7 protein-coding genes and 1 pseudogene are annotated in these 21,801 nt (G+C 48.2%); 5 read left to right on the top strand and 3 right to left on the bottom strand.

The window, feature by feature from the left end; translation table 11 throughout:
- Positions 1 to 45 precede the first annotated feature (45 nt).
- Entirely contained in the window at positions 46 to 630 is a 585-nt protein-coding gene (locus tag BN7444_RS09495; protein WP_068455907.1) for a helix-turn-helix domain-containing protein, read from the top strand.
- Positions 594 to 1,472 (top strand): annotated as a pseudogene (locus BN7444_RS09500) (IS3 family transposase); the annotation flags it as partial. The gene BN7444_RS09495 and the pseudogene BN7444_RS09500, both read left to right, overlap by 37 nt.
- Before the next feature lie 679 nt (positions 1,473 to 2,151).
- Here BN7444_RS09500 and BN7444_RS03685 read toward each other — a convergent pair.
- Positions 2,152 to 2,712: a cysteine peptidase family C39 domain-containing protein gene (locus BN7444_RS03685; protein ID WP_068455913.1), complete on the bottom strand. Its 561-nt coding sequence runs from the start codon at positions 2,710 to 2,712 to the stop codon at positions 2,152 to 2,154.
- A 65-nt stretch (positions 2,713 to 2,777) separates the two neighbouring features.
- On the opposite strand from BN7444_RS03685, the gene BN7444_RS03690 reads away from it, so the two are divergent.
- From BN7444_RS03690 to BN7444_RS03700, 3 genes are all read left to right on the top strand, one after another.
- Positions 2,778 to 4,499 carry an ABC transporter ATP-binding protein gene (locus tag BN7444_RS03690; RefSeq protein WP_068455915.1) on the top strand — a complete coding sequence of 574 codons (1,722 nt, stop codon included), beginning with the start codon at positions 2,778 to 2,780 and terminating at the stop codon, positions 4,497 to 4,499.
- Entirely contained in the window at positions 4,492 to 6,297 is a 1,806-nt protein-coding gene (locus BN7444_RS03695; protein WP_068455918.1) for an ABC transporter ATP-binding protein, read from the top strand. Before BN7444_RS03690 ends, BN7444_RS03695 begins: the two co-directional genes overlap by 8 nt.
- Before the next feature lie 112 nt (positions 6,298 to 6,409).
- A complete protein-coding gene (locus BN7444_RS03700; protein WP_068455921.1) occupies positions 6,410 to 6,661 on the top strand; it encodes a GlsB/YeaQ/YmgE family stress response membrane protein in 252 nt (83 codons plus the stop codon).
- Between the two features lie 90 nt (positions 6,662 to 6,751).
- Here the strand turns inward: BN7444_RS03700 and BN7444_RS03705 are convergent, their stop codons facing one another.
- Both BN7444_RS03705 and BN7444_RS03710 read right to left on the bottom strand, forming a co-directional pair.
- Positions 6,752 to 13,498, bottom strand: coding sequence for an S-layer homology domain-containing protein (locus BN7444_RS03705; RefSeq protein ID WP_068455924.1), 6,747 nt, complete (start codon positions 13,496 to 13,498; stop codon positions 6,752 to 6,754).
- A 773-nt stretch (positions 13,499 to 14,271) separates the two neighbouring features.
- Positions 14,272 to 21,501: an InlB B-repeat-containing protein gene (locus tag BN7444_RS03710; RefSeq protein ID WP_068455927.1), complete on the bottom strand. Its 7,230-nt coding sequence runs from the start codon at positions 21,499 to 21,501 to the stop codon at positions 14,272 to 14,274.
- Positions 21,502 to 21,801 lie beyond the last annotated feature (300 nt).

Consider the following 21,801-nt stretch of genomic DNA (forward strand, 5'->3'; position numbering starts at 1 on the left):
CCCCAAAAGTTGGACCAAAAAAATCCAACCTTTGGGGGTCTTTTAATGGCAAAATACAGTTATGAATTGAAGAGGAAAATTGTTGAGGAATATTTGAATGGACACGCAGGTCATAAAATCTTGGCTAAGAAATACCAAATCGGCGTCTCGCAAATTGAACGCTGGGTCAACAATTACAAACATTTTGGCAATGAAGGCTTAATGCGCTCTAGAAATAAACGCTCGTACAGTGTAGAGTTTAAGTTAGAAGCCATTAAACGCTACGAAACGAGCGAATACAGCTACCAACAATTGGCCCTTGAACTCGGTTTGACGAATCCGTCCATCATCGCCAACTGGCGCAGACAGTACCGAGAGGAGGGCGTTGAGGGTCTGCGATCACATAAGCGAGGGAGACCTGTGACGAAGAATAACGATCGCAATCAAACACCAAAGTCTTCAACAAAGAAGGAGCCTCTTGATGCATCCACACGGGAGGCATTGGAAAACCGCATCAAAGAATTGGAAGCGGAGAATGAAATACTCACCATTCAAAAGATGTACTTGGAGGAGCTAAGGAGTTTGGTGAGGGAAGAAAAAATGAACAAAAGGCGAGGATCGTCGCCAAACTCCGAGGACAATTCCAACTAAGAAAGATTCTTGCCGCCATCAACTTTCCAAAATCCACCTTTATGTATTGGCAGAAAAAGTGGAGCGAAGAAGATAAGGATCAAGCGTTAAAGGATGAAATCTTGGCCATTCGGCGTGAACACAAAGACTATGGCTACCGAAGGATCCATCTGGAGTTGAAAAACCGGGGATGGGCGGTCAACAAAAAGAAAGTTCAACGACTGGTTCAGGTCATGGGCCTTCAAGTTCGTGCTTATGGCAGAAAATACAAGAAGTACAACTCCTACAAAGGCGTCGTCGGGAAAATCAAGAAAAATCGAATCAATCGACGCTTCAACACCTGCATCCCCTACCAAAAAATTACCACCGACACCACGGAATTTAAATACTACGAAGAAGATGAGGCGGGGAAACTTCAAACAAAGAAACTCTACCTCGATCCGTACATGGACATGTACAATCTGGAAATCATCAGCTACGTCCTCTCCGATCAGCCCAACGGCGTCACCATGCTACGAGGCTTAGAAGAAGCCATCGAACGAACCAACGGCTGCCCCTACCGCCGCACCTTCCACTCCGATCGTGGCTGGGGCTACCAGATGACCGCCTATCAAGCCATGTTAGAAGAGCACCACATCTTTCAAAGCATGTCCAGAAAAGGCAACTGCTACGACAACGCACCCATGGAGAACTTCTTCAGTGTGCTGAAAAGAGAAGTCTACGACGGCTATGTCTACCGGAGCCGGCAAGAACTTGTGCGGGCCATCGAACACTTTATCCGCTACTACAACAACGATCGAATCAAAGAAAAGTTAGGAGGTTTAAGTCCGAAGCAATACCGTGAACGCATGAATGCAGCATAGAAGGAATGTTATGTAAAACAAAATCGAGCAAGCGAAATGCTTACTCGATTAAGTCCAACTTTATGGGGTCACTCTAAGACGGTCTGTTTTTTTCTTGCCCACAGAGAGATGGGGCGTATTTTCTTTTTCTTACTTAGGTTATGTTCTTTCTTTCCAAACGCGGGATGATGGTACTAGCCCTTTGTTTTTCTTTTACTTAAAATATCTTCCTCTTTCCATCTCCCGGGGGCGGGAAAAAGGGCGTTGCGATTCGCCCTTATCCCGCCCCCGGGCCCCCACCCTTTAACCCTAACGCTTTTCTAATGTGCGAAACCCTGCGGGTTTCGATTCCTACCGGGCTTCTTCGCTGAAGAATGGCTGTGAATTAGATTAAAAGTCAGAGGTTTAAAAAACATCGCTCGCTAATACATTTACCCAATTCAACATCTTTCTTCCGCAACACGGCCCAACAGGAATCAAATGCCGTCAGGCATTTGCACTGCTAAAAAGCGTTTTGTGGGTCGAGTGGGATGTACAACTATACATCCGTTTCGATTTCGGCTTCGCCTCCTCGAAACGGTGTAAGACTGCATCTGACCTTCCTACGACTCGCGACCCTCGTCGGGATAGGTCATGAGGGCCCCGGGAACGGGAAAGCAGAAACAATTTTTGAGCATAAAATAAATGGGAAAGAAAAAACCTATTTTATAAAAAACATACTCCTATACATCATCCCCTTAACATACATTTCCTCAAACCGCATCTTGTATCTCCTTCCCCAGGAAGAAAATCGCACATACATCTCTCCTTCTTCCTCCACCAGTTCCGTAATGGTCACCCAGTGGTAGCGGAAGGCTTTGTGGGGGTGGTTGGTGTTCAGGAGTGCTACGGGGCGATCGGCTTTCAGCGCGCGGAGGAGGAAGGCTTTGATTTCTTCATCCGTGGCACGGCGCTTCAGAAATTCTACCTTATAGCCCATGCCCATCATCCCCATGGCCCGCACGAGGATGCGTCCGGCGGCGATGCCCCAGGGCCGCGGCGGGGCGGCGAGGAGGATCTCGCCCATGAGTTTCAGTGCCTCGCCTTTATCTATCTTCCGCTTCCCTTCGGTGTAGGCGATGAGATTGGCCAGTGCCGCGATGCCGCAGGCCCGGTCCACGCGATAGGCGCTCCATTTGCCGCGAAGGGCGTTTTGGTCGAAGCCGTAGCCTCCGTCCACGTCGATGAAGTTTTTGTTTTTTAATGCGGCCAGAGTCTTCATGTGTACGACCTTTCTATTCGGGTAATTATTATAAGAACAAGTTTTTTTCTGAAAAGGATGGTGAAATGAAACAATACATTAAGCCTTATATACCCTTAATCGTGGTCGAAGTGCTCTTGATCGCCCTGAGTATTTTGGCGGATCTCTACCTGCCCCGGCTTATGAGCCACATTGTGGACGCCGGGGTCTTGAAGGGCGACGTGCCATTAATTCTAAACAAGGGCGTGGCCATGATCGGCCTTGCCGCCCTCTCCGTCATTCTCATGACCGTGGCGGGGCTGATGGCGGCGAAGATCTCCATGGGCTTTGCCCGGGATCTGCGCGCCGGGCTTTTTTCCCACGTGCTCTCTCTGGATTTTCCCTCGTTTGAAACCTTCGGCGCCCCTTCCATTTTGACCCGTGCCACCGACGACATCAGCCAGTTGGAGCGCATGGCCGTGGTGGCACTGCGTCCCTTGGTGCGCGCGCCCCTCATGTTTCTCGGCGCCGCCTATATGTGCGTCACCACGGATGTGAAGCTTTCCGCCGTGATTTTGATTTCGGCGCCCATGCTTCTCGCCGTGGTCATAGCCATCGCCCGCGCATCCATTCCCGGTTTTCGCCAAATTCGAAAGCTTATGGACGAGATCAATCTGCACTTTCGCGAACGGCTCACGGGGATTCGCGTGATCCGCGCCTTTCGCAAGGAGGACTACGAAGAACGCCGCTTCGACGAGGTGAACCGCTCCATGCGCCGCACCTCGGAGCAGGTGAACAATTACCTGATCACCATGCTTCCCGCCTTTAATTTAATTTTTAATTTTACTGCGGTGGCGGTGCTTTACTTCGGCGCCGGCCGCATCCACGCCGGCACCATGGCCGTAGGGGATCTCATGGCCTTTATCCAATACGTGGCGCAAATTTTGTTCGGCCTTAGCATGTTTGCCATGCTCTTTGCCATGTACCCCAATGCCAAGGCCGCCTACGACCGCATCGTGGAGGTGCTGGATACGCCGCCGGCAAAAGAAAATGTGAAGGCGACGCTCCCCGAGGGCGGGGAAACCTCCCTCGTCTTCGATCACGTAAGCTTTGCCTATCCCGGGGCGGAGCGGCCCGTCTTGTCGGACATTTCCTTTGAAGTGAAGGCCGGCGAGAAGGTGGCCATTATCGGCGGCACGGGCAGCGGCAAGAGCACCCTCTTAAAGCTGATCCACCGCTTTTACCACGTCAGCGGCGGCGAAATTCGCCTGAACGGCGTGAACATCGAAGACCTTTCCGCCAAGGAGCTCCGCGGCCGGCTGGGCTATGCGCCGCAAAAGGCCATGCTGCTTTTGCGTAGCGTCCGTGAAAACATCGGCCTGTCCCACGATACGCCCTTGACCGATGATGAGACGGACCGCTACCTTGCCATCGCCCAGGCGCAAGATTTCGTCTACGCCGACGAGGATGGCGTGGATGCCACCGTGGCTCAGGTAGGCAAAAACCTGAGCGGCGGACAGAAACAGCGCCTCTCCATCGCAAGAGCATTGGCCAAGGAGCCCGAGGTGCTTCTCTTCGACGACGCTTTTTCCGCACTGGACTTTCAAACGGACAAGGCCCTGCGCCGCGCCCTGGCGCCTATGACGGAAAAGGCCGCCACCCTCATCGTGGCCCAGCGAGTCATGACGGTGTTGGACTGCGACGAAATCCTCGTCCTCGACGACGGCAAGATCATCTCCCGCGGCACCCACGAGGAGCTCATGAAGTCTTCCACGGTGTATCGGGAAATCGCCGCCTCTCAATTGGGAGAGGAGGTGCTCTATGCCTAGATTAAAAGGCGTCACGGAGAGGGACCGCCGCAGCCTCAGAAGCGCCGACAGCCGCCGCATTATGAAGCGGCTCATCGGCTATTTAAATCAAGACAAGCTATACATGGCTCTCGCCATACTCTTTACCGCCACGGCGACGATTATCGACATCTTCACGCCCTGGATCTTGGGCCTGGGCATTACGAATATCTACGACTCCGTGAAGGCGGGGCGGGGCATCGACTACGGCTATTTAAATCGCATCGCCCTCATTCTCCTCGCCATGTATGTGACCTCGTCGATTTTCTACTTCTTCCGGGGACGCATCCTGGTGAAGATCACGCAGAAAACCGTCTTTACCCTGCGCAAAGAATTTTCCGAAAAAATTCAGCGCCTCCCCGTGGCCTATTTGGATCGCTTTACCGTGGGGGATCTCCTCTCCCGCATGACCAACGACATGGAATCCGTGGTCAATAATATGCGGCAAAACATCGCCCAGATCATCAGCGCCGTGGTCACCATTATCGGCACCTTGGCCATGATGCTTTACATCGAGCCGCGGCTCACTGTGATTTCTTTGATCGTGCTGCCCGTAAGCGCCCTGGTCACGGCGAAAATCGCCGGCATCAGCCAGCGCTACTTCCGGGCCAAAAGCCACGACATGGGCCGTGTGGACGGCTACATGGAAGAAATTATTTCGGCACAGGAAGTGGTCAAGAGCTTTACCTTTGAAGAGCGGGCCATGGCGGAATTTAACGAAATTAACGACGCCCTTTACGGCAACGCCTACATGGCGCAGTTCGTCAGCGGCGAAATCATGCCCCTCATGGGCTTTATCTCCAATCTGGGCTACGTGGCCATCGCCGTCTACGGCGGCTTTCTGGTCCTAAACGGCGCCATTACCCTGGGCGCCATTCAGGCCTTCTTCCAATACTCCCGCAAGCTCAATCAACCCATCAGCGGCATGGCGGAAGTGGTGGGCGCCCTGCAATCGGCTATCTCCGCCGCCGACCGCATCTTCCACGTGCTGGATGCCGAGGAAGAAGAGGAAGCCGCCGATCCCGTCGCCCTGAAGGGATTAAAAGGCGAGGTCGCCTTCGAAAACGTGCGCTTCGGCTACGAGAAAAACCAAGTGGTCATCGACGACTTCTCCCTCCACGTGCGCCCCGGCGAGACCGTGGCCATCGTGGGCCCCACCGGCGCGGGCAAGACCACCCTCATCAATCTCCTTATGCGCTTTTACGAGCCCGACGGAGGCAGCATCTCCGTAGACGGCGTAGACATTCGCCGCCTCAGTCGCGACGAGCTGCGCCGCCATTTCGGCATGGTGCTCCAAGACACCTGGCTTTTCTCGGGCTCCATTAAAGACAACATCGCCTATGGCAAAGAAGACGCTACGGAGGATGAAATCCGCGCCGCCGCCAAGGCCACCTACGCCGACAACTTCATTCGCACCCTGCCCAAGGGCTACGACGAAATCATTACCGAATCCGGCTCGGAAATCTCCCAAGGCCAGCGGCAACTTTTAACCATCGCCCGGGCACTGATCTCCGACCCCGATATACTAATCTTGGACGAAGCCACCAGCTCCGTGGACACGCGAACGGAAAAGCTCATCCAAAAAGCCATGGACCGACTCATGCACGGCCGCACCAACTTCGTCATCGCCCACCGCCTCTCCACCATCGTCGGCGCCGACGTGATCCTCGTTCTAAAAGACGGAAACATTGTGGAGCAAGGCAGCCACGACAGCCTCATGGCGCAAAAGGGCGAATACTACGCGCTCTACCACAGCCAATTCGAAGGAAAAGAAATTTAGCATATGAAGATGATTTTTTCGAAAACATTCCATTTTAGTGAATAATTTTTTTCGCCTCGGGTAAGTATTAAATAGTAACATTATTTTGGAATTATTCGAAAGGAGCACTTTCATGTTATTTTGGTTAATCTTCGGCGCATTGGCCGGATGGATCGCAAGTAAAATTATGGGCAAAGACGAATCCATGGGTGCCGTGGCAAACATCGCCACCGGTATCATCGGATCCTTTATCGGCGGCTTTATCGCCAGCAATGTCTTTCACATGGGCAAGGTATCGGGCTTTAACCTTTACAGCCTCATCATCGCCGTCGTCGGCTCCGTGATCCTCCTCTGGATCGTGAACGCCGTGAAAAACAGAAAATAAGCACAGAAAAAAGGCCTCCCGCAAGGGAGGCTTTTTTGTTGGGCAAAGAGAAAAGACAGGCGAACCTGTCTTTTCTCATTTCATCGGGCTTTAGATAAAGCTCTTGCCGTTAAGGCCCGACCAATGTTCTGTCTTTCCATCGCGGTCGCGAATGAAATCGTGACCCATGGTGGCTTCCATAATCGGTTCAAAGTACCAATCGCTGCGTTTCACATCGCCAAAGCGAATCACTTCGGCGCGGTGGGCGTCGATCCAATAGAGATCGGCGTAGCGATTCAGCATGCGGTTGGTAATGGAAGTAACTTCTGCGCGGGTAATGGCTTTTTCGGGGCGGAAGGTATCGTCCGGATAGCCCGTAATCCATCCCTTGCTCGCCGCAGAACGAATGGCATTGTAACCCCAGTGGCTCGGCGCCAAGTCGTTGAACGCAATGTTATTTCCTTGAGGCAATGCGTCAAATCGCGAAGCGATGGCGGCGAATTCCGCGCGGGTAATGGGCTTGTTGGGCTTAAAGCTGCCGTCGGGATAGCCGCTGACAATGCCGACTTGCACCGCATAGCCCACGGTGTTCGCGTACCAATCGCCGGCTTGAATGTCGCTGAAGCCCGTGTAGTAGCGTTGGCCTTTCACCGGGCGCTCTCTCAAGAGGCGGGTAAACATCGTGGCCACTTCCGCACGGGTCATGCCCCTGTTGGGGGCGAAATTGCCGTTGGGATAACCGATGAGGTATTGGTAGTGATCCGTGGTGTTCAACGCGTCCATACCGATATTCGGTTGATTCGGCTGATTCGGTTTGTTCGGTTCACCCGGTTTGTTCGGTTGATTCGGTTGATCGCAACTGTTGTTGCAATCCCCCGGAACGGGATAGGGCTTTTCGATAATGACCGGAGCGGGTTTTACATAAACCAGTACATCCACAACCTGGGTCATGCCGTTTTCCGTGAAACGAATCTTTATCTTGGCCGAAGTAAAGCCTGATTCATTGACCTTGGGCTGTTCGACGATCTCGACTAAATCAAACTCCTTGTGCGATTCCGATATAATTTGCTCTTTATAAGCATCCTGCGGCGGTTGTTTATTCAAATCCGTCGCCACGACGCGAGTGGTAATACGAGGATCAAAAATCGGTGTTAGCGGTGTTTGTTCCTTGTACTTTGCCGTAATCGTAGTATCTTCGGTGAATTTTCCGACTAAGGAAGGATTCCACTCATCGAAGACATAGGTTATCTTGTCTTCTTTTTTGCCTGTAGGCTGTTTTGCGGGAATTTGGACCATTTCATTAGGATTGACCCAGAAGACTTGCGTCGTTGGATCTGTCGCCTTATTCGTGGGGTCCACTGTGACCTGAACATAGCCTGTTGGCTTTTCATTAGTTTTTCCATTTGCGTCTTTTTCCGGAATAACATTATCAAGCTTTGTTGCCTTTGCTGTTACGACGATATCAGCATTTATAACAGTATCGTCACCCTTGTCCCACTTGTCAAACTTGTAGCCGGTGTCTTCAGAATACCCCGGTTTTACAAGCTCTGCATTTCCGAGGTTGATACCTGCGTTTTTCTTGACGTAGTAGGCTTTTTGTTCGGTTAACTCAAGACCTTTTTCTGCTTTAAATGTCACTCTTACATAAGTGTCATCCGGTCTTGTAATAGGCTCTTTTGGATCGTAAGGAATGATAGTTTTATCAATCGTCCATTGCGCAATAGCTGTAGCATCCTTTGTTAAGGTGATTTGATCGCCGACTTTATAAACCGTATCGCCGATTTTCCAGCCCTTAAATGTGGCGTTGTCTTTCTTTAAGTTATTGGCACCTGCCAAAATAGCCTTATCGCCTTTCTTAACGATTTGCGCACCGGGAACATCGCCGGAAGTCTTATCAGGTGCTTCGTAAGTCAATGTCACCGTAGCAGGATTGTAGACAAACTGTGCCACGTGGGTTTGATTGTCGGTAATAGTCTTGTTTGTATCAACCGCTTCAACCCACTGTTCTTTAAACTCGTAATCTGTTTTCGGCTTCGTAGCTGGAACGGGAATAGCCTCACTACCGATTTTAACGCCTGCCTTCGGATTGACGTAGTAGATCTTGTCTCCGCCGACGAGGGAGCCGTCGGGTCCGGCAAGGAATTTCACCGTGACATAGCCCTTCGGCTTTTCAGATTCATCATCCTTCGTCTTCAAAATGACATCGTCCAATGCTTTGAATTTAAATGTATATTCAGCATTGTCGTTGTACACCTTGCTTGTGATTTTAGGATCCCAAGTACCGCCATCTGCCGTGTAACCGATATTGGGGGTTTTGGTAATGCCATTAGCGGTGTTTGTCAGATCAATGTCTGTATTCGGCTTGACATAGTAAACTGTTTTGCCCGATAAAGAACCATTGGCATCCGATTTAAATGTTACTGTGAAATATCCATCGGGCCTGTCCGATCCGTCGGGTTTTCCCTGAGGAATAATGTTGTCACGCTCTTTATATTGAGCCGTGATTTTTGTATCTTCAGCAAATGTTTGTGTTAGCTCTTTGTCCCATTTACTAAATGCATATCCAACATTCGCTTTCACCGTAGGAGCCGGTACGGTCACTTCTTTGTTGGGCTTCACGTAGTAAACGGTCTTGCCGTTTAAAGTTCCATGATCGCCCTTCACAAATGTGACGGTCAAATAACCTGCCGGCTTGTCGGTGCCGTTGGGGTTTTCTTGGGGAATCACATCGCCCTTTTCGTTATAAAGAGCCTTAATGATATCTCCATCAGAATATTGGATCTTCTTTTCGATTTGGGTATCCCACCCAGCAAAGTCATAGCCGGTATTGGGTGTAACTTTCGGAGCCTTGTCTTCTAACGCAACGGCTTTATTGGGATTGACGTAGTAAACTGCTTGACCCGTCAATTCTTTTCCGTGCTCGCCCTTTTCAAAGGTGACGGTAATATAGCCTTCGGGCTTAGGTTTGCTTCCATCTACGACATCATCGATAGAATCATATTTTGCCGTGACGACAATTTCTTGAGATCCCTTAAGTTCCGTAGTGTCCGCTTTATCCCAAGCATTCGGAGCAGCTTTTTGTTTCCAGCCGGTTTCAGGCGTTACCGTCGGCTTGGTGATATTACCCAAAGTCTTCACAGGATTGGCCTTCGGATTGACGTAGTAGACCGTTTGGCCTTCTATTTTCGTTCCGTGCTCGCCCTTTTCGAAAGTGACGGTGATATAGCCGTCGGGCTTGGCATTGGGTGTGCCGTCGTCCTTTTTGCTCGGAATAATATCTTCAAGCTTCTTGAAGTTCCCTTTGACCGTCGTATCCTTGCTATACTGCTTGGCCGTCGTTACCGTGTCTTGATCCCACTTGTCGAATACGTAGCCGGTGTCGGCATTCGTCTTCGGTTGGGGAACGGTTACGTCCTTCGCAGGGTTGACGAAGTAAACTTTGGTCTCGCCATCCACAATCTTTCCGCCTGTCGCCGGGTCGATGACGAAGGTGACCGTCTTATAGCCGGCCGGTTGTTTATTTTCAGCCCCGTCCGGATTCGTATTCGGAATGACGGCTTCCAGGTCGTTGAAGGAGCCGGTGACGGTGGTGTCATTTTCGTAAACCGTGGGAATGGTCGTATCTTTATCCCATGTGCCGAATTCAAAACCTGTTTCAGCCTTGGTCGACGGCGGATTGATGGTGACATATTCCGTGGGGTTGACGTAGAACTTGGCTACGCCTGTAATAGAGCCTTTGTCTTTATCTTCCGTTTTGATTACAAAGTTAACTTCCTTGTAGCCTTCGGGCTTGTCGTTCTTGTTTCCCTTATCGTCTTTTTCCGGAATCACCTTCTCCAGCTTCGTCGCACTGGCTGTTACGACAATATCGTCTGTTCCGATAGTTAGTGTATCTTTTTTATCCCACTCTTTAAACTTGTAGCCGGTTTCTTCTTTGTATTCCGGCTTTGCCAAGCTTGCAAGAGTTAAAGCGGTGCCATGCTCGTCCTTGGCATTTTTCTTTACATAATATGCTTTGGACTCAGTAAGCTTTAATCCGGTTTTCGCTTCAAAAGTGACGCGAATATAACCGTCCGGTCTTGTCGTTGGATTTTTTACAGGATCGTAAGGAATAATCGTCTTCGCTTCTTCATAAGTTGCGGTGATGGTGGTGAGCTTTTCAGTAAACTGCTTCGGCGTCGTAGGCGCATAAGTTTCACCGGTGGCAATGTCGCCAATCTTCCATTCTTTAAATGTGAAGTATTGCTTCCCTACGGGATCCTTTACAGGAATGGTGACTTTCTTTTTCGGGTTAACCCAGAAGGTTCTTTCCGTTTTGTCCGTCGCCTTATCCGTAGGAACGAATGTTACTTCCACATAGCCTTCCGGCTTGGTTTTGCCTTCCTTTTTCTCGATGACATCGGAAACAGGTTTGGCTTTTGCCGTTACCACAATGTCTTTGTCTTTGATTTTAGTGGTCTCTGCGAGGTCCCACTTGTCAAAGGCGTATCCCGCCTTTTCTTCCACTGTCGGATAACCGAATTTGGTTGTGTCATCCTTTAGCTTTTGTAAAGTGACCCCGGCATTTTTCTTCACGTAATATGCCTTGGGCGCCTTTAGGCTCAATCCGGTTTCAGCATTAAAGGTTACATTTACATAACCTTCGGGTTGATCGATGGGGTTGGCAGGATCGTAGGGAATGACATTGTCCGTCGTGTATTGGGCGTAGAAAACTTCTCCGTCGGTTACATTCCTCGTGTCAACTTTGTAGATTGGTATTCCGCCCACATCGCCGTCACGTTTCGCTTCGTTAGTTTTACTTTTCCAGAGATTTCCAAACTTCCATTTGTAAAGGGTGTTGCCGGCACCGTCCTTTACTTCTTTCCCCACAGGTTCTTCTAAAGCAAATTTAACACTATCGTTATTCGGAGCTAACCACCAGGTGTATTGTTTTTCCTCATTTGCCTTATCTGTGGTTTTGAAAATTACCTTGATAAAGTTATCGGGCACCGTGTCGGGCTTGTCTTCCCCCTCTTTTTGTTCGATGGCTAGGCCAATATAGAAAGCCCGGATATTGGTTACTTGTTCACTGAATTTGTGTTCTTCGTTCAGATTAATGATATAGAATCGATTGGTTGCTTTCTCTTCTTTCCACTTGCTAAATGCTTCTCCCTCAGTTGCGGCCACGGGGTCTTTGACCTTAATACGAACCTTTGTATTTTTCTTAACCCAGAAAACTTGTTTTTGATTTTCGCCTCGGTCAAGTTTTGCCTTTTCGGTTTTGTCGACGATGACTTTGACGAAATCTTTGGGCACTGCAGGTTTTGTATTATCATCATCGGGATCCGGTTGCTCCACAACATTATCGACGTAGTTGGCCGTAATGGTGCTCGCTTCTGTGAATTTATTTCTATTTGCGAGCGTATAAACATCGCCTTTGACATCGGCTGCCGCGCTGTCCGGTTTCATCGTCCAATTGACAAAGTTATTTCCGTCCGTACCTACGGGATCTTTCCCGGGAATCACGACTTTCGCTTCGGGATTGACGTAGTAATAGGTCTTTTGAGGTTCCTTTGCCTTAGTGGTGGGATCCAACGTGACCTTTACATAGTCTTTCGGCACGTAGTAAGGCGGTTTCGTTTCGGTCTTGGCTTCGTAAATATTCTTGAGGACCTTGATGGGAATATCCACCATTTGAACTTCGCCGTTTTCAAAGGTGACTTTCGCCTTGACCTTTTCCACGCGGGTGGGTTTGTCATCGGGATTGTCTTTTTCTTGAAGTTTGTCGTAAAGGGCGTTCTTTAATGCGTCGTCTGCATAAGCAGCTCCGCCATCGTCGACAAGCTCAACTTTAGCCCCTTCAGGTAAGTCTACTTCATTGCCGTTCGCGTCATTTACTTTTACTGCGGCTTTTAAGGTGTCTGCTTCAGGAATAAAGTTGTTAACCCATTCGGTCTCGCTCTTTTTAAATGATTCGTGGACGGTGATTTCCTTGGCATCGACAGTCCCTTGGTCGCTAACTTTCTTGTCGTAGTTGGCGGTGATGGTGGTGTCCTTCGGGAAGGTGGCGGTAATGCCATCGCTCCACGTTCTCGGCGCCGCTTCATCGGAGGTCCACTTGGTAAACACCCACGTATATTCCTTGGGATTGGTGTCATCTACCGGCACATCTTTTCCCGTGGGCTTGGTCACAGGCAAGGTGACTTCCTTTTTCGGATCGACCCAGAAAATGCGGGTTTGCTTTTTGCCTTCACCAAGTTCCGCCTTGTCCGTTACATCCACCGTCACCTTCACGTGGCCGTCGGGGACATTCTCCGGTTCGTCCTCGCCTTCTTGCTCGATGATATCTTTCGTGAAGATGGCGTAGAAGGTTTTAGCCTCTTTTATTCCTTTAAAGGCACCGGTCGAAACGGGCGTTGTGGCATCCGGCTTCTCGCCCCAGCCGATAAAAGTTTCTCCCTCTTTTGTCGGCGCTTTGGGTGCCGTCACATCCTTTTCGTAATCCACTTCCGACTTAATCTTTTGCTCTGCAGTCGCATCAAGAGAATCAAACTTCCCGTCGTTGGCGTCGAAAGTCACGGGCAAGATTTCTGTCATGGTGAGCTTGCCGCCGTTAATGACGTCGTATTTGAAGTCGTATTTGTATTTGTGATCGCCTGAGGTAACGGTCTTCTTTGTCGTGTCAAAGGTTAAACCAGCCGTAGTTTCATCAATTTTTACATCCGGAGTTTTTTCCAGATAATATGATATTACAAGATCAGGATCAAACTCATTGTACCAGTCTCTTATGATTTTAGTATCTTTATCGTTCTTTGGTAGTTCTACACTGACCGGAGATAGGCCATCTCCTTCATCGTCAAAGGCAAAATTCGCTTTCATACCCGGTCTATCTGCTTCAACCACATCTGTATGCCATTCAGATTTAAACTTGGTAGATGCGATTTGCTGATACGTGAGTCCCAATGTTATATTTGCAATTATCTCGCCGTCTGCATTTTCAGGTGAAAATGTTGGTGAAGATCCTTCGGTCCCAAAAATTACTTCAGTCAAAAGTTTAACCTTATCTGAGACTCTTTCATCAATCCTTACCTCATATCTGTAAGGCTTTAAACTCTTGGAAAATAAAGGCAGTTTTGTCGGTTTGCCTTCTCCATCAGACCAAGTATATTTGCCTCCCTTAGTAATTTGTAAAATATACTCTATACCAGTGTCTGTGCTTGTTTCCTCATCCATTTGCCTAAAGATTATTTGGGCAGGTTTTGGATTTCCGCTTTCATCCACACCAAATATTTCGTTCCACTGGAATTTATTTCCGTCAAGACCTACTAGGTCCAGCTTTGCACTTACATTCCCAAAGTATTTTGGTTTATCCTCATCTTTTGGTTCGTTGTTATCACCAAAATATGGTCCTTTGCTAAATAATCTAACTCCCGGCTTACCAGGGCTCGACTTCCTGTTTTTAGCCGCAATCCTATTTAGTTCGTTCATCATCTTTGCGTCATAGCTTTTTCCATCTAGCATGCCAACTTTAACATATTTGTCCTGAGGAAGACTTTTGTCTCCCTCAGCAAATATGTTTTGTGGCATGAGAATTTGCAATAGCATTGTAAAAGCTAAGAACAAAGACGTTATTCTCTTGTTCATTTCTTTTGTCATTTTACTCTATACTCTCTTTCTTCAGACTTAATGCCGTTTTTAACTGCATAAATCTTAATGACATCATCTCTTTTTAATCCTCTACCCATTGCTTTATTTATATAGAAGATGTTTAGACGACCTCTTTTAGAAGCTTCGATTATTGTATTATTTGGAATGCCGTCTCCGGTTATTTCAAGATATCCCTTAGCTCCATCTGTCAATACACTAATGAGAACATTATTTGAATTAGGCCTTGGTCTACTTATTTGTATATCCGGCTTTTCTTCTTTTGAGTCTTTAATTTCTGTGTCGCTTCCAAAGCTTACTTTATTATTTTCATCTTCTGTGTTCATGCTCCAGCCTTCGAATACATAATCGTTGTGCTCGTTTTCTAAGGTCAACGGATGAACAACCGGCGCTTCGATGTTTAAAGGCTCATTGGCTTTTACATAGAACTTCGTGTTTCCTGTCATAAAGGCCTTGTTAGGGTCAACTTTAAATTCTACTAATACCATGCCGTCCGGCTTTTCTTTTTTGATTTGGTTTTCGTCTGTAACTTTCGGATCGATGGGGATGACGTCGGCCATGGGTTCATATTGGGCGGTGAAGGTTGCGTCTTTTCCTGCAAGCTTCAATTCTTTATCCCAACCATCGTTGGCTGTCTTTGCCTTGTAGTATTTTGCAGGGACGATTCCGGGGACAACGAGGCCGTGTTTGACGGCGTCGTTAAAACTGTAGTCTTTCGCCACTTTGTAGGTGACGGTGTCGGCTGTTTTGTTTTTCTCGGGAATCAATGTGCCGTGTTTGCCATTATTAAAGGTTACTTTAATGAAGTGTTTGTTATCGACGGTGTCGTTTTTGCCAATCGGTTGAACGGCTTTTTCCCATTGAGCGACGAGGGTCACGTCACTATTGACCGGTGTGGTTGCCGGATCAAAGGAAGTTTCGCCAAATTTCCATCCTGTAAAGACGTAGCCTTCGCGCACGGGTTCCGTGACGGTTCCCACGGTCGAGCCGTGGTCAACTTGCACAGGATCTTTCACCGTCTTGTTATCGATGGTGCCTTTGGCTAAGTCGAACATGACGGTGTGTTTAGCTGTATTCCATTGTGCCGTGGCGGTGGTGTTTTCGTTTAAGGTGACTTCATCGCCGGCTTGATAGGTTTTGTCTCCGATTTCCCATCCTGCAAACTCAGCATTTTCTTTTGCAAGGTTGCCGGGACCGGCCAGTCTGACGGTGGTTCCGTGATCGACTTTGAGTACTTCCGGTACGTCGCCGGTCACGTCTTCTCCGCCCTTGTCATAGGTCAATGTGACTTTCGCCAATTTGAATTTCGCCACGTGGATTCGTTCGCTGGTAATGGGCGTCGATTGATCGATTTCTTCATACCATTTTTCGAATTCGTAGTTTGTAGCGGGCGCTGTTTTGGGAACGACCAGTTGTTTTGCCGTAGCTGTTTCGTCATCGCCTAAAACTTTCAGCGTAATGCCTGCCGTCGGATTGACGTAGTAGATCTTTGCTAACTTTCCGCCTTCAAGCTTACCCTTGTTTTCATCTTCGGTCTTGAATGTGACTTTGACGTAGCCTGCGGGAATTTTCGTATTCTCGTCAATCTTTTCGACGATGTCTTTGGACTTATCGAAAGTGAAGACAAATTCTGTTTCCGAATCGGTAAATGTGCCTTTCAGCGTTTTGCCATCTGTGTTCGTCCACTTTTCGCCTTTTACAACGTAGCCGACGCTCGGGGTCTTGGTAATCTTACCTGCCGAAGCGGTCATATCGACTTCCACTTCGGGGCTGACGTAGTAGACCAAGTCGCCGGAGACGGTGCCGCCGGTGCCTGCCTTAAAGATGACTTTGACGTAGTTGGCCAGGGCATCTTTCGGCCGTTGTTTGCCCGGTGCTTCGGGAATGATGTTTTTGTGAACTTCCACGGGGATGACGACGGGGTTGTCTTTGGTGCCTTGGGTGGAACCGTCTTTGTACTTAATGGTTACTTTTGCTTCTTGCTTACCCGGTTTTGAAGGATCCGGCCTTTCAACTACTGTTATCGACTCAATTTCTTTATTGCTCGGAGGAGTAATTTTATCAATTAAGTCTTTGTCGGTGATTTCTTTGCCTTCAGGTGTGTCAAGCTTTTCTGTCTTAATGGGCTTGACGATGGGTGTGGCAGCAAACCGTTCAAAGTAAGAGGCTTCGATTACTGTTACCTTGTCGGTGTATTTGTTCTTAGCTAAGTCAATTTCTACTGCCGGTTTGACTTCTGTTAGACTGTCATCGGCTTCGCCTGTCTTGACTTTTTGCCATTGATTAAATACATAGTTGACTTTCTTCTTGCCGAGTTTTGGAATATCCACCTCTTGATCCGATTTACCCGTGGGGTTCGCTACCGGAATGGTAACGTCTTTCGTCGGGTTGACCCAGAAGGTTTGCGTCAATTCAGTTGTAGCTTTGTCTGTAGTTTTAACAATAACTTTTACAAAAGTATCAGGTACTTTCGGCTTGTCTTCGCCTTGTTTTTGTTCCACTACATCATCAGTGAATAGTGGTTTGATAAGTGTTTCTTCATCCGTAAACTTGTGTCGTTTCTTAAAGTCGAAAATTCCATTTTCTTCTTTCTTTTCGTTTTGATCTTTTTTATCTGCTGTCCACTTTAAGAAGTCATACTTATCCTTGTCAGCTTCTGACCACTCAATTTCAGGAATAGTGACCCAAGCTTTCGGATTGACATAATACACCTTGGCATCTTTGTTAGTGTTCTTTTCAGTCGGCTGTACTGTAACTTTTACATAGTTTCCGGTTACGTCTTGCAGTCCGCCGTCTTCAGCTTTTTTGCCTTCAGCTTCTGTTAAGAAGAGGGGCTTGTCGCCTTCTTTGTTTAATGCTTCGTAGACGTTTTTGTAGACCGTGATCGGGATGGTCAGTTCTTGGGGATCTTGTCCCGCTTTGAAGGTGGCCTTTACCTTGATGTTTACGGTACGAACGACTTCCTCTTTGTCGGCCTTATTTGCTTCTTTGACTAAGTTAAAGACATCTTCGTTTGTCTTTAATTCGTTGCCGTTTTCATCGAAGAATTGAATTTTCGTTCCGGCAGGAAGCGATTTAACTTGGTCTTTTTCTCTCCACTCAAGTTGTTTCTTTAAGTCCTCAATCTTCGGAGCAAAGTCGTTGGTCCACTTGCCGTTCGGGTCGTTAAAGGCTTCGGTGCGTACCATTCCCTTTGCCGTGAGTCCCGACCATTCGAAGTAGGCGGTAAAGCTATGGTTGTCGTTGATGATGGTGTTCTTATTCAATAGCGGGCTCTTATCCCACTTGGTAAATTTCTTACCGTCCTCGGGGGTGATATAGTATTTGTCCGCTTCTTTTTTCTCGCCGTCTTTCAGCTCTTGCGGTACGGGAAGGAGGTCGGACTTCAGCCCCTTAATGACGTCGTAGTTCAGCTCGGTAATTGGGTTGCCTTGTTCGTCGTTACCAAAGGAGCCGCCCTTGTCTGCCTTAAAGGTCACTCTTACATAACCATCCGGCGTTTTGCCGTCTTTCGGCACTTCGATGACGCGGACGTCCTTATAATAGAAGGTAATTTCGTCTTTGCCGGTGCCGTTAATGCCTGTCAGTGCGTTTGTGTCTTCGTCCACATCGAAGAAGAGTTGTTGTTGGGGCTTTTCATTTTCAGCTAAAACCCAACCGGGGATTTGCCGGTAGTTTCTTGCATCGTAGTGGCGGTTGCCGTTTGTCACGACCTCTTGGTCGATGATCTTGCCTTTTTCAGGATTGTCCTTAAACTGTTCGTCGATGTAGTTGACCTTGTATTCTCTTTGCCTATAGGGTCTGTAGAAGAATTTAAAGACATTGTTTTTAACGTCCGGATTAGGAATCATTTTCTCAGAATCCTCAGGATCCGGAATCTCTGCCGGTTCAACTCTAAAGGTTTGGAAGAAGGAGTTGTTTAAGCCGACGCGGTCGTTGTATTCCTTGTAAATTCCGTAAAAGTCCTTATCGCTGTGGGCTTTGAGCTCGTCGGCAGGTGCCAAGAGGAATTTGTCGTCTTGTCTGTCGCCGGTGGTGGCTACTAAATAGCCTGCCCGTTTGTTTTCCAGCTTGTCCGGTTCGGGATTCTGTTCGATGCTTTTATCTAATTTATAGTCCTTGTCCAGGTAATAGTGGAAGACGTCGATGTCCACCCGTTGGTTGGGCACCCAAATGGCCTTGAGGTAGATGGGGCTTACCACGTCGTTGCCGAAGGAGTAGAGCTCGGGCACTTTGTAGGTTTCTCTATAAGAGTTGTCTATTTCATCTGTGTAGTCGCCTGTCTTGGCATCCTTCTTATAACGAATGACTTCCCAACCCATGAAGTCGTAGCCCTTCTTTTCGGGCTTAAAGTTCGGTTCCACGAGCTTTTGTCTTTGAATGACGGTAAAGACTTGCTTGTTGCCATCGCCCTTTTCTTTTATCGGATAGGTTTTGACTTCTTCTTGGCCGATGTCCCCTTCTTGGATGGTCTTCGTACTTGTGGTTAAGTTTTCTTTCTTAACGGATCTAAAGCTTCCGCCGTCGGGATCGAAGGTGACCTTCCATTTATAGTCCGGCTCGCCCCACTTGGCATAGAGGTTGACCGGGTGCGTGGGCATGGTTTCCTTTGGATTTTCCCAAATCAGTTTTGTGCCGGCAGGGTCCAATGCCCAGCCTTTGAAGACCATTTGATCGGAAAGGTCATCCGGTCTCTTGACCTTTAGCTTACCGTCTTTATCCGTAAATACAAGATCTGTAAGACCTAATTTTTGCAGATTTTCCGGGTTATCTAATAGGTTTTTCGGGTCTTCTTTGAAATATTCCCTATCTTCTCTATCTAGATTTGAATCTACCAAATCAGGGCTTAAAACTTTTAGAGGGAATTCGTAGAAGGTGTCCAGTTGGTTGGTCGATTTAAAATAACTATCGTCCCGAATGATTGACGGGTCGTAGTTAAACCGCAGGGGATACTTGTTGCGTTTGTAATGGAATTGAAGGTAGCCGTTTTCTTTAAATTCTTGACCACCTGCCTTTACGTCGCCAAAGTCGTCAGTATCGCTAAAGAAAACGGGGATAAAGTCCAGCTGACCGATGGGTAATTTGATCCCATTGTTGTTATAGTAGAGCCCGCAGTTGTTGGGGGTGATTTCGTCCCGCTCGTCGTTTAGGTCATTAATTCCCTCTTCGTCCACACGGCCGTTTTCCTCACTTCCCTCTCTAATAACAGGCCATGCGCTTTGAGGATTATTAGGATCATAGCCATGAGGCGTAAAGCCTTGTACTCTTGGATATCTGTGGCCATAGTCCGAAGCGGCGGTGTCCGCCTTGGTCCGCACCAGGTCGTAACGGATGATGGTTTCTCCCGGCTTAAAGCCATCCATCCAAAAGTCCATGTGGTGGGGAATGGAAGGATGATCCTGTTTGATGCCGAAGGAAAGGGTTGTATAGTCGAATCGATCTAAATCGATTGTTTTGCCGTCGCCCTTGTCTATGTGCTTGGTATAGCCGGCCCAAATGGTGTATTTTTCCATGTCGAGGAACTCGTCGGCATTGAGTCGATATGGTGGTGTATCTAAATGCAGCGGCCAATTAGGGGTAGTATAGTTTGGACCCCATCCAAAAGATTGATAGCCCGGTGTAAAGCCCTTGGTTTGCTTGGCGTCGTTGGGCCACTTATACATCATTTCGTTGAATCTCGCCTTGTAGTGGTAGAGATTGCCGGGGCCGCCCACCTTGACTGCTTCGCCTTGTTTTTCGTCGTATTTCCAAATTTCAGGGTAGAAGGTGTTTTTCTTAGGTTGTGCATTGGACTTGGTAAAGTAAAGATCGTAGACCTGGCGGTCGTAGTAGATGTTGTAGACGGTCTTGCCCGTAGAGGATACGGACTTAACGACGCTCGCATTGTCGGGATCTTTGTTTTGCTCGGCCGTTAAACTTTTGTTGTAAAAAAAGAACTTGTTTAGATAAAGATCATGGCCACGATTGAATGTATCGCCATTCCAAATTTTTTGTAAGCGCGTATCGTCCAGGTCGGGGAATTTTATACCCTTGACCGGCTCTTTATCCAAGTCCGGTCTCGTACCTGTGTCTTTGTCTTTATAGACACGGGTACCCATATATTCGTACTTGTCCATTATGGATGCATTGTCGGCATGGTCTGACTTTTCTGCCCAGAATTGGATGGCGTAGTCGGCCTTGGGTTTATCTTTCCACACGGCGGTAAAGGTGATCTTGCTCGCCGGCATCTTCAGATCTGCGGCAAGATTTAAGATGGGCTTGCCGGCGCTGTCTTTGATGATTTCATTTTCCGTATAGGTTGTTCCGCCTGTCGTTTCTAATGTGATCGACGGCATCCATCCCAAAAAGTCGCTTCCTACCTTTGTGGGAATGCTCTTGTCGTCAATTGTCGGGATGATTTGTTCGTAGTAAAGGGTGCGGTTGGGAACCGGGGTGCCGCCCTTGGTGTCGAAGTTGACATCGTAGTGGGCGCGATTGTAGCGGTATTCCAAAATGAAGTTTTCGGCATTTTCCGGCACTTGCATGGTGATGTAGGGCGCTTCCGGAACAAAGCCTTTGCGGTTCGGATGCTTTTCATCCAAGGGGCTCACTTCCATGGTGGAGCCGGTGTTCCCGCTTTGGGTCGTAATGAGTTGTCCTTCTTCGCCCACCGTGCCGTCGGGATTGGTGTACTTGGAAAAATCATGAAGGTCTTGGAAGACGTGCTTGATCGTGATTTCATTGGCCTTGGCTTTGTAACGGAAGTATTCATTGGCTTGGTATCTGATTCCGTTGGTCTTATTGCCCGTCTGGCCTTTGCCGTCGGCCGCTTCTTTCACCTTGTCGTAGGTGATTTTGTAATCGTCGTCGGGCTTTTCGTAGCCGGCGAGGTCCGGCAGCTCGATGGTTTTGTTGACCCTTTTTTGTTCATCTTCCGTCGCAGCTTCCCCTACGCTGGCAATGTAGGGTTGGTAGTCGACGACATACTTATCCCCTCTTTGCACCTTGTAGTCGGTGCGCAGGGTGTAGATGGCCGGCTGGGCGGGATTTTTAATCAGCTGCTCCGCCGTTTGGCCTTCCTTTAACTTCGCCGGGGTCACCGGCTCTTTGCTGATGATCGTCGCTTTGTCTTTGCTAAGGTCTTCGTGGTTCACCTGCGCAAAAGCGCTCATGGGCCCGGACAGAACCATGGTGAGGATCAATGTCCAGAGGCAAAGCTGTTTTAATATGTTTTTCATATGCCCTCCTATTTGTTTCTTCATCTATATCATTCGTCCTTCGGCGCCCCTTGCCGGGGCCGAGGCTGAAAGGATATTTGCATACAGTGGCTCACTTTTAATAGTATCCTTGTTTCATTTACTTAGCAAGTCTTTTCAAGGCTTTTAAACGTTTTTAGCCTGTATATATCCATATGCGAAAAAATATATCGGCCAATCCCACGCTTTTTTCCCACTTATCTTTATGCTTCGGGATTTATTCCTCGCTCTTTTCTCGGCAGGACAATTTTGTTAGGACATTGTTATGAAAGGATTATTTTG

It is taken from the genome of Peptoniphilus pacaensis (assembly GCF_900088125.1).
GTDB lineage: Bacteria > Bacillota > Clostridia > Tissierellales > Peptoniphilaceae > Aedoeadaptatus > Aedoeadaptatus pacaensis.

Bases quoted from the DNA above. Each gene is read 5' to 3' on its own strand.
- BN7444_RS09495 (WP_068455907.1), top strand. From the start codon at position 46: ATGGCAAAATACAGTTATGAATTGAAGAGGAAAATTGTTGAGGAATAT.
- BN7444_RS03690 (WP_068455915.1), top strand. From the start codon at position 2,778: ATGAAACAATACATTAAGCCTTATATACCCTTAATCGTGGTCGAAGTG.
- BN7444_RS03695 (WP_068455918.1), top strand. From the start codon at position 4,492: ATGCCTAGATTAAAAGGCGTCACGGAGAGGGACCGCCGCAGCCTCAGA.
- BN7444_RS03685 (WP_068455913.1), bottom strand. From the start codon at position 2,712: ATGAAGACTCTGGCCGCATTAAAAAACAAAAACTTCATCGACGTGGAC.
- BN7444_RS03705 (WP_068455924.1), bottom strand. From the start codon at position 13,498: ATGAAAGCGAATTTTGCCTTTGACGATGAAGGAGATGGCCTATCTCCG.
- BN7444_RS03700 (WP_068455921.1), top strand. From the start codon at position 6,410: ATGTTATTTTGGTTAATCTTCGGCGCATTGGCCGGATGGATCGCAAGT.
- BN7444_RS03710 (WP_068455927.1), bottom strand. From the start codon at position 21,501: ATGAAAAACATATTAAAACAGCTTTGCCTCTGGACATTGATCCTCACC.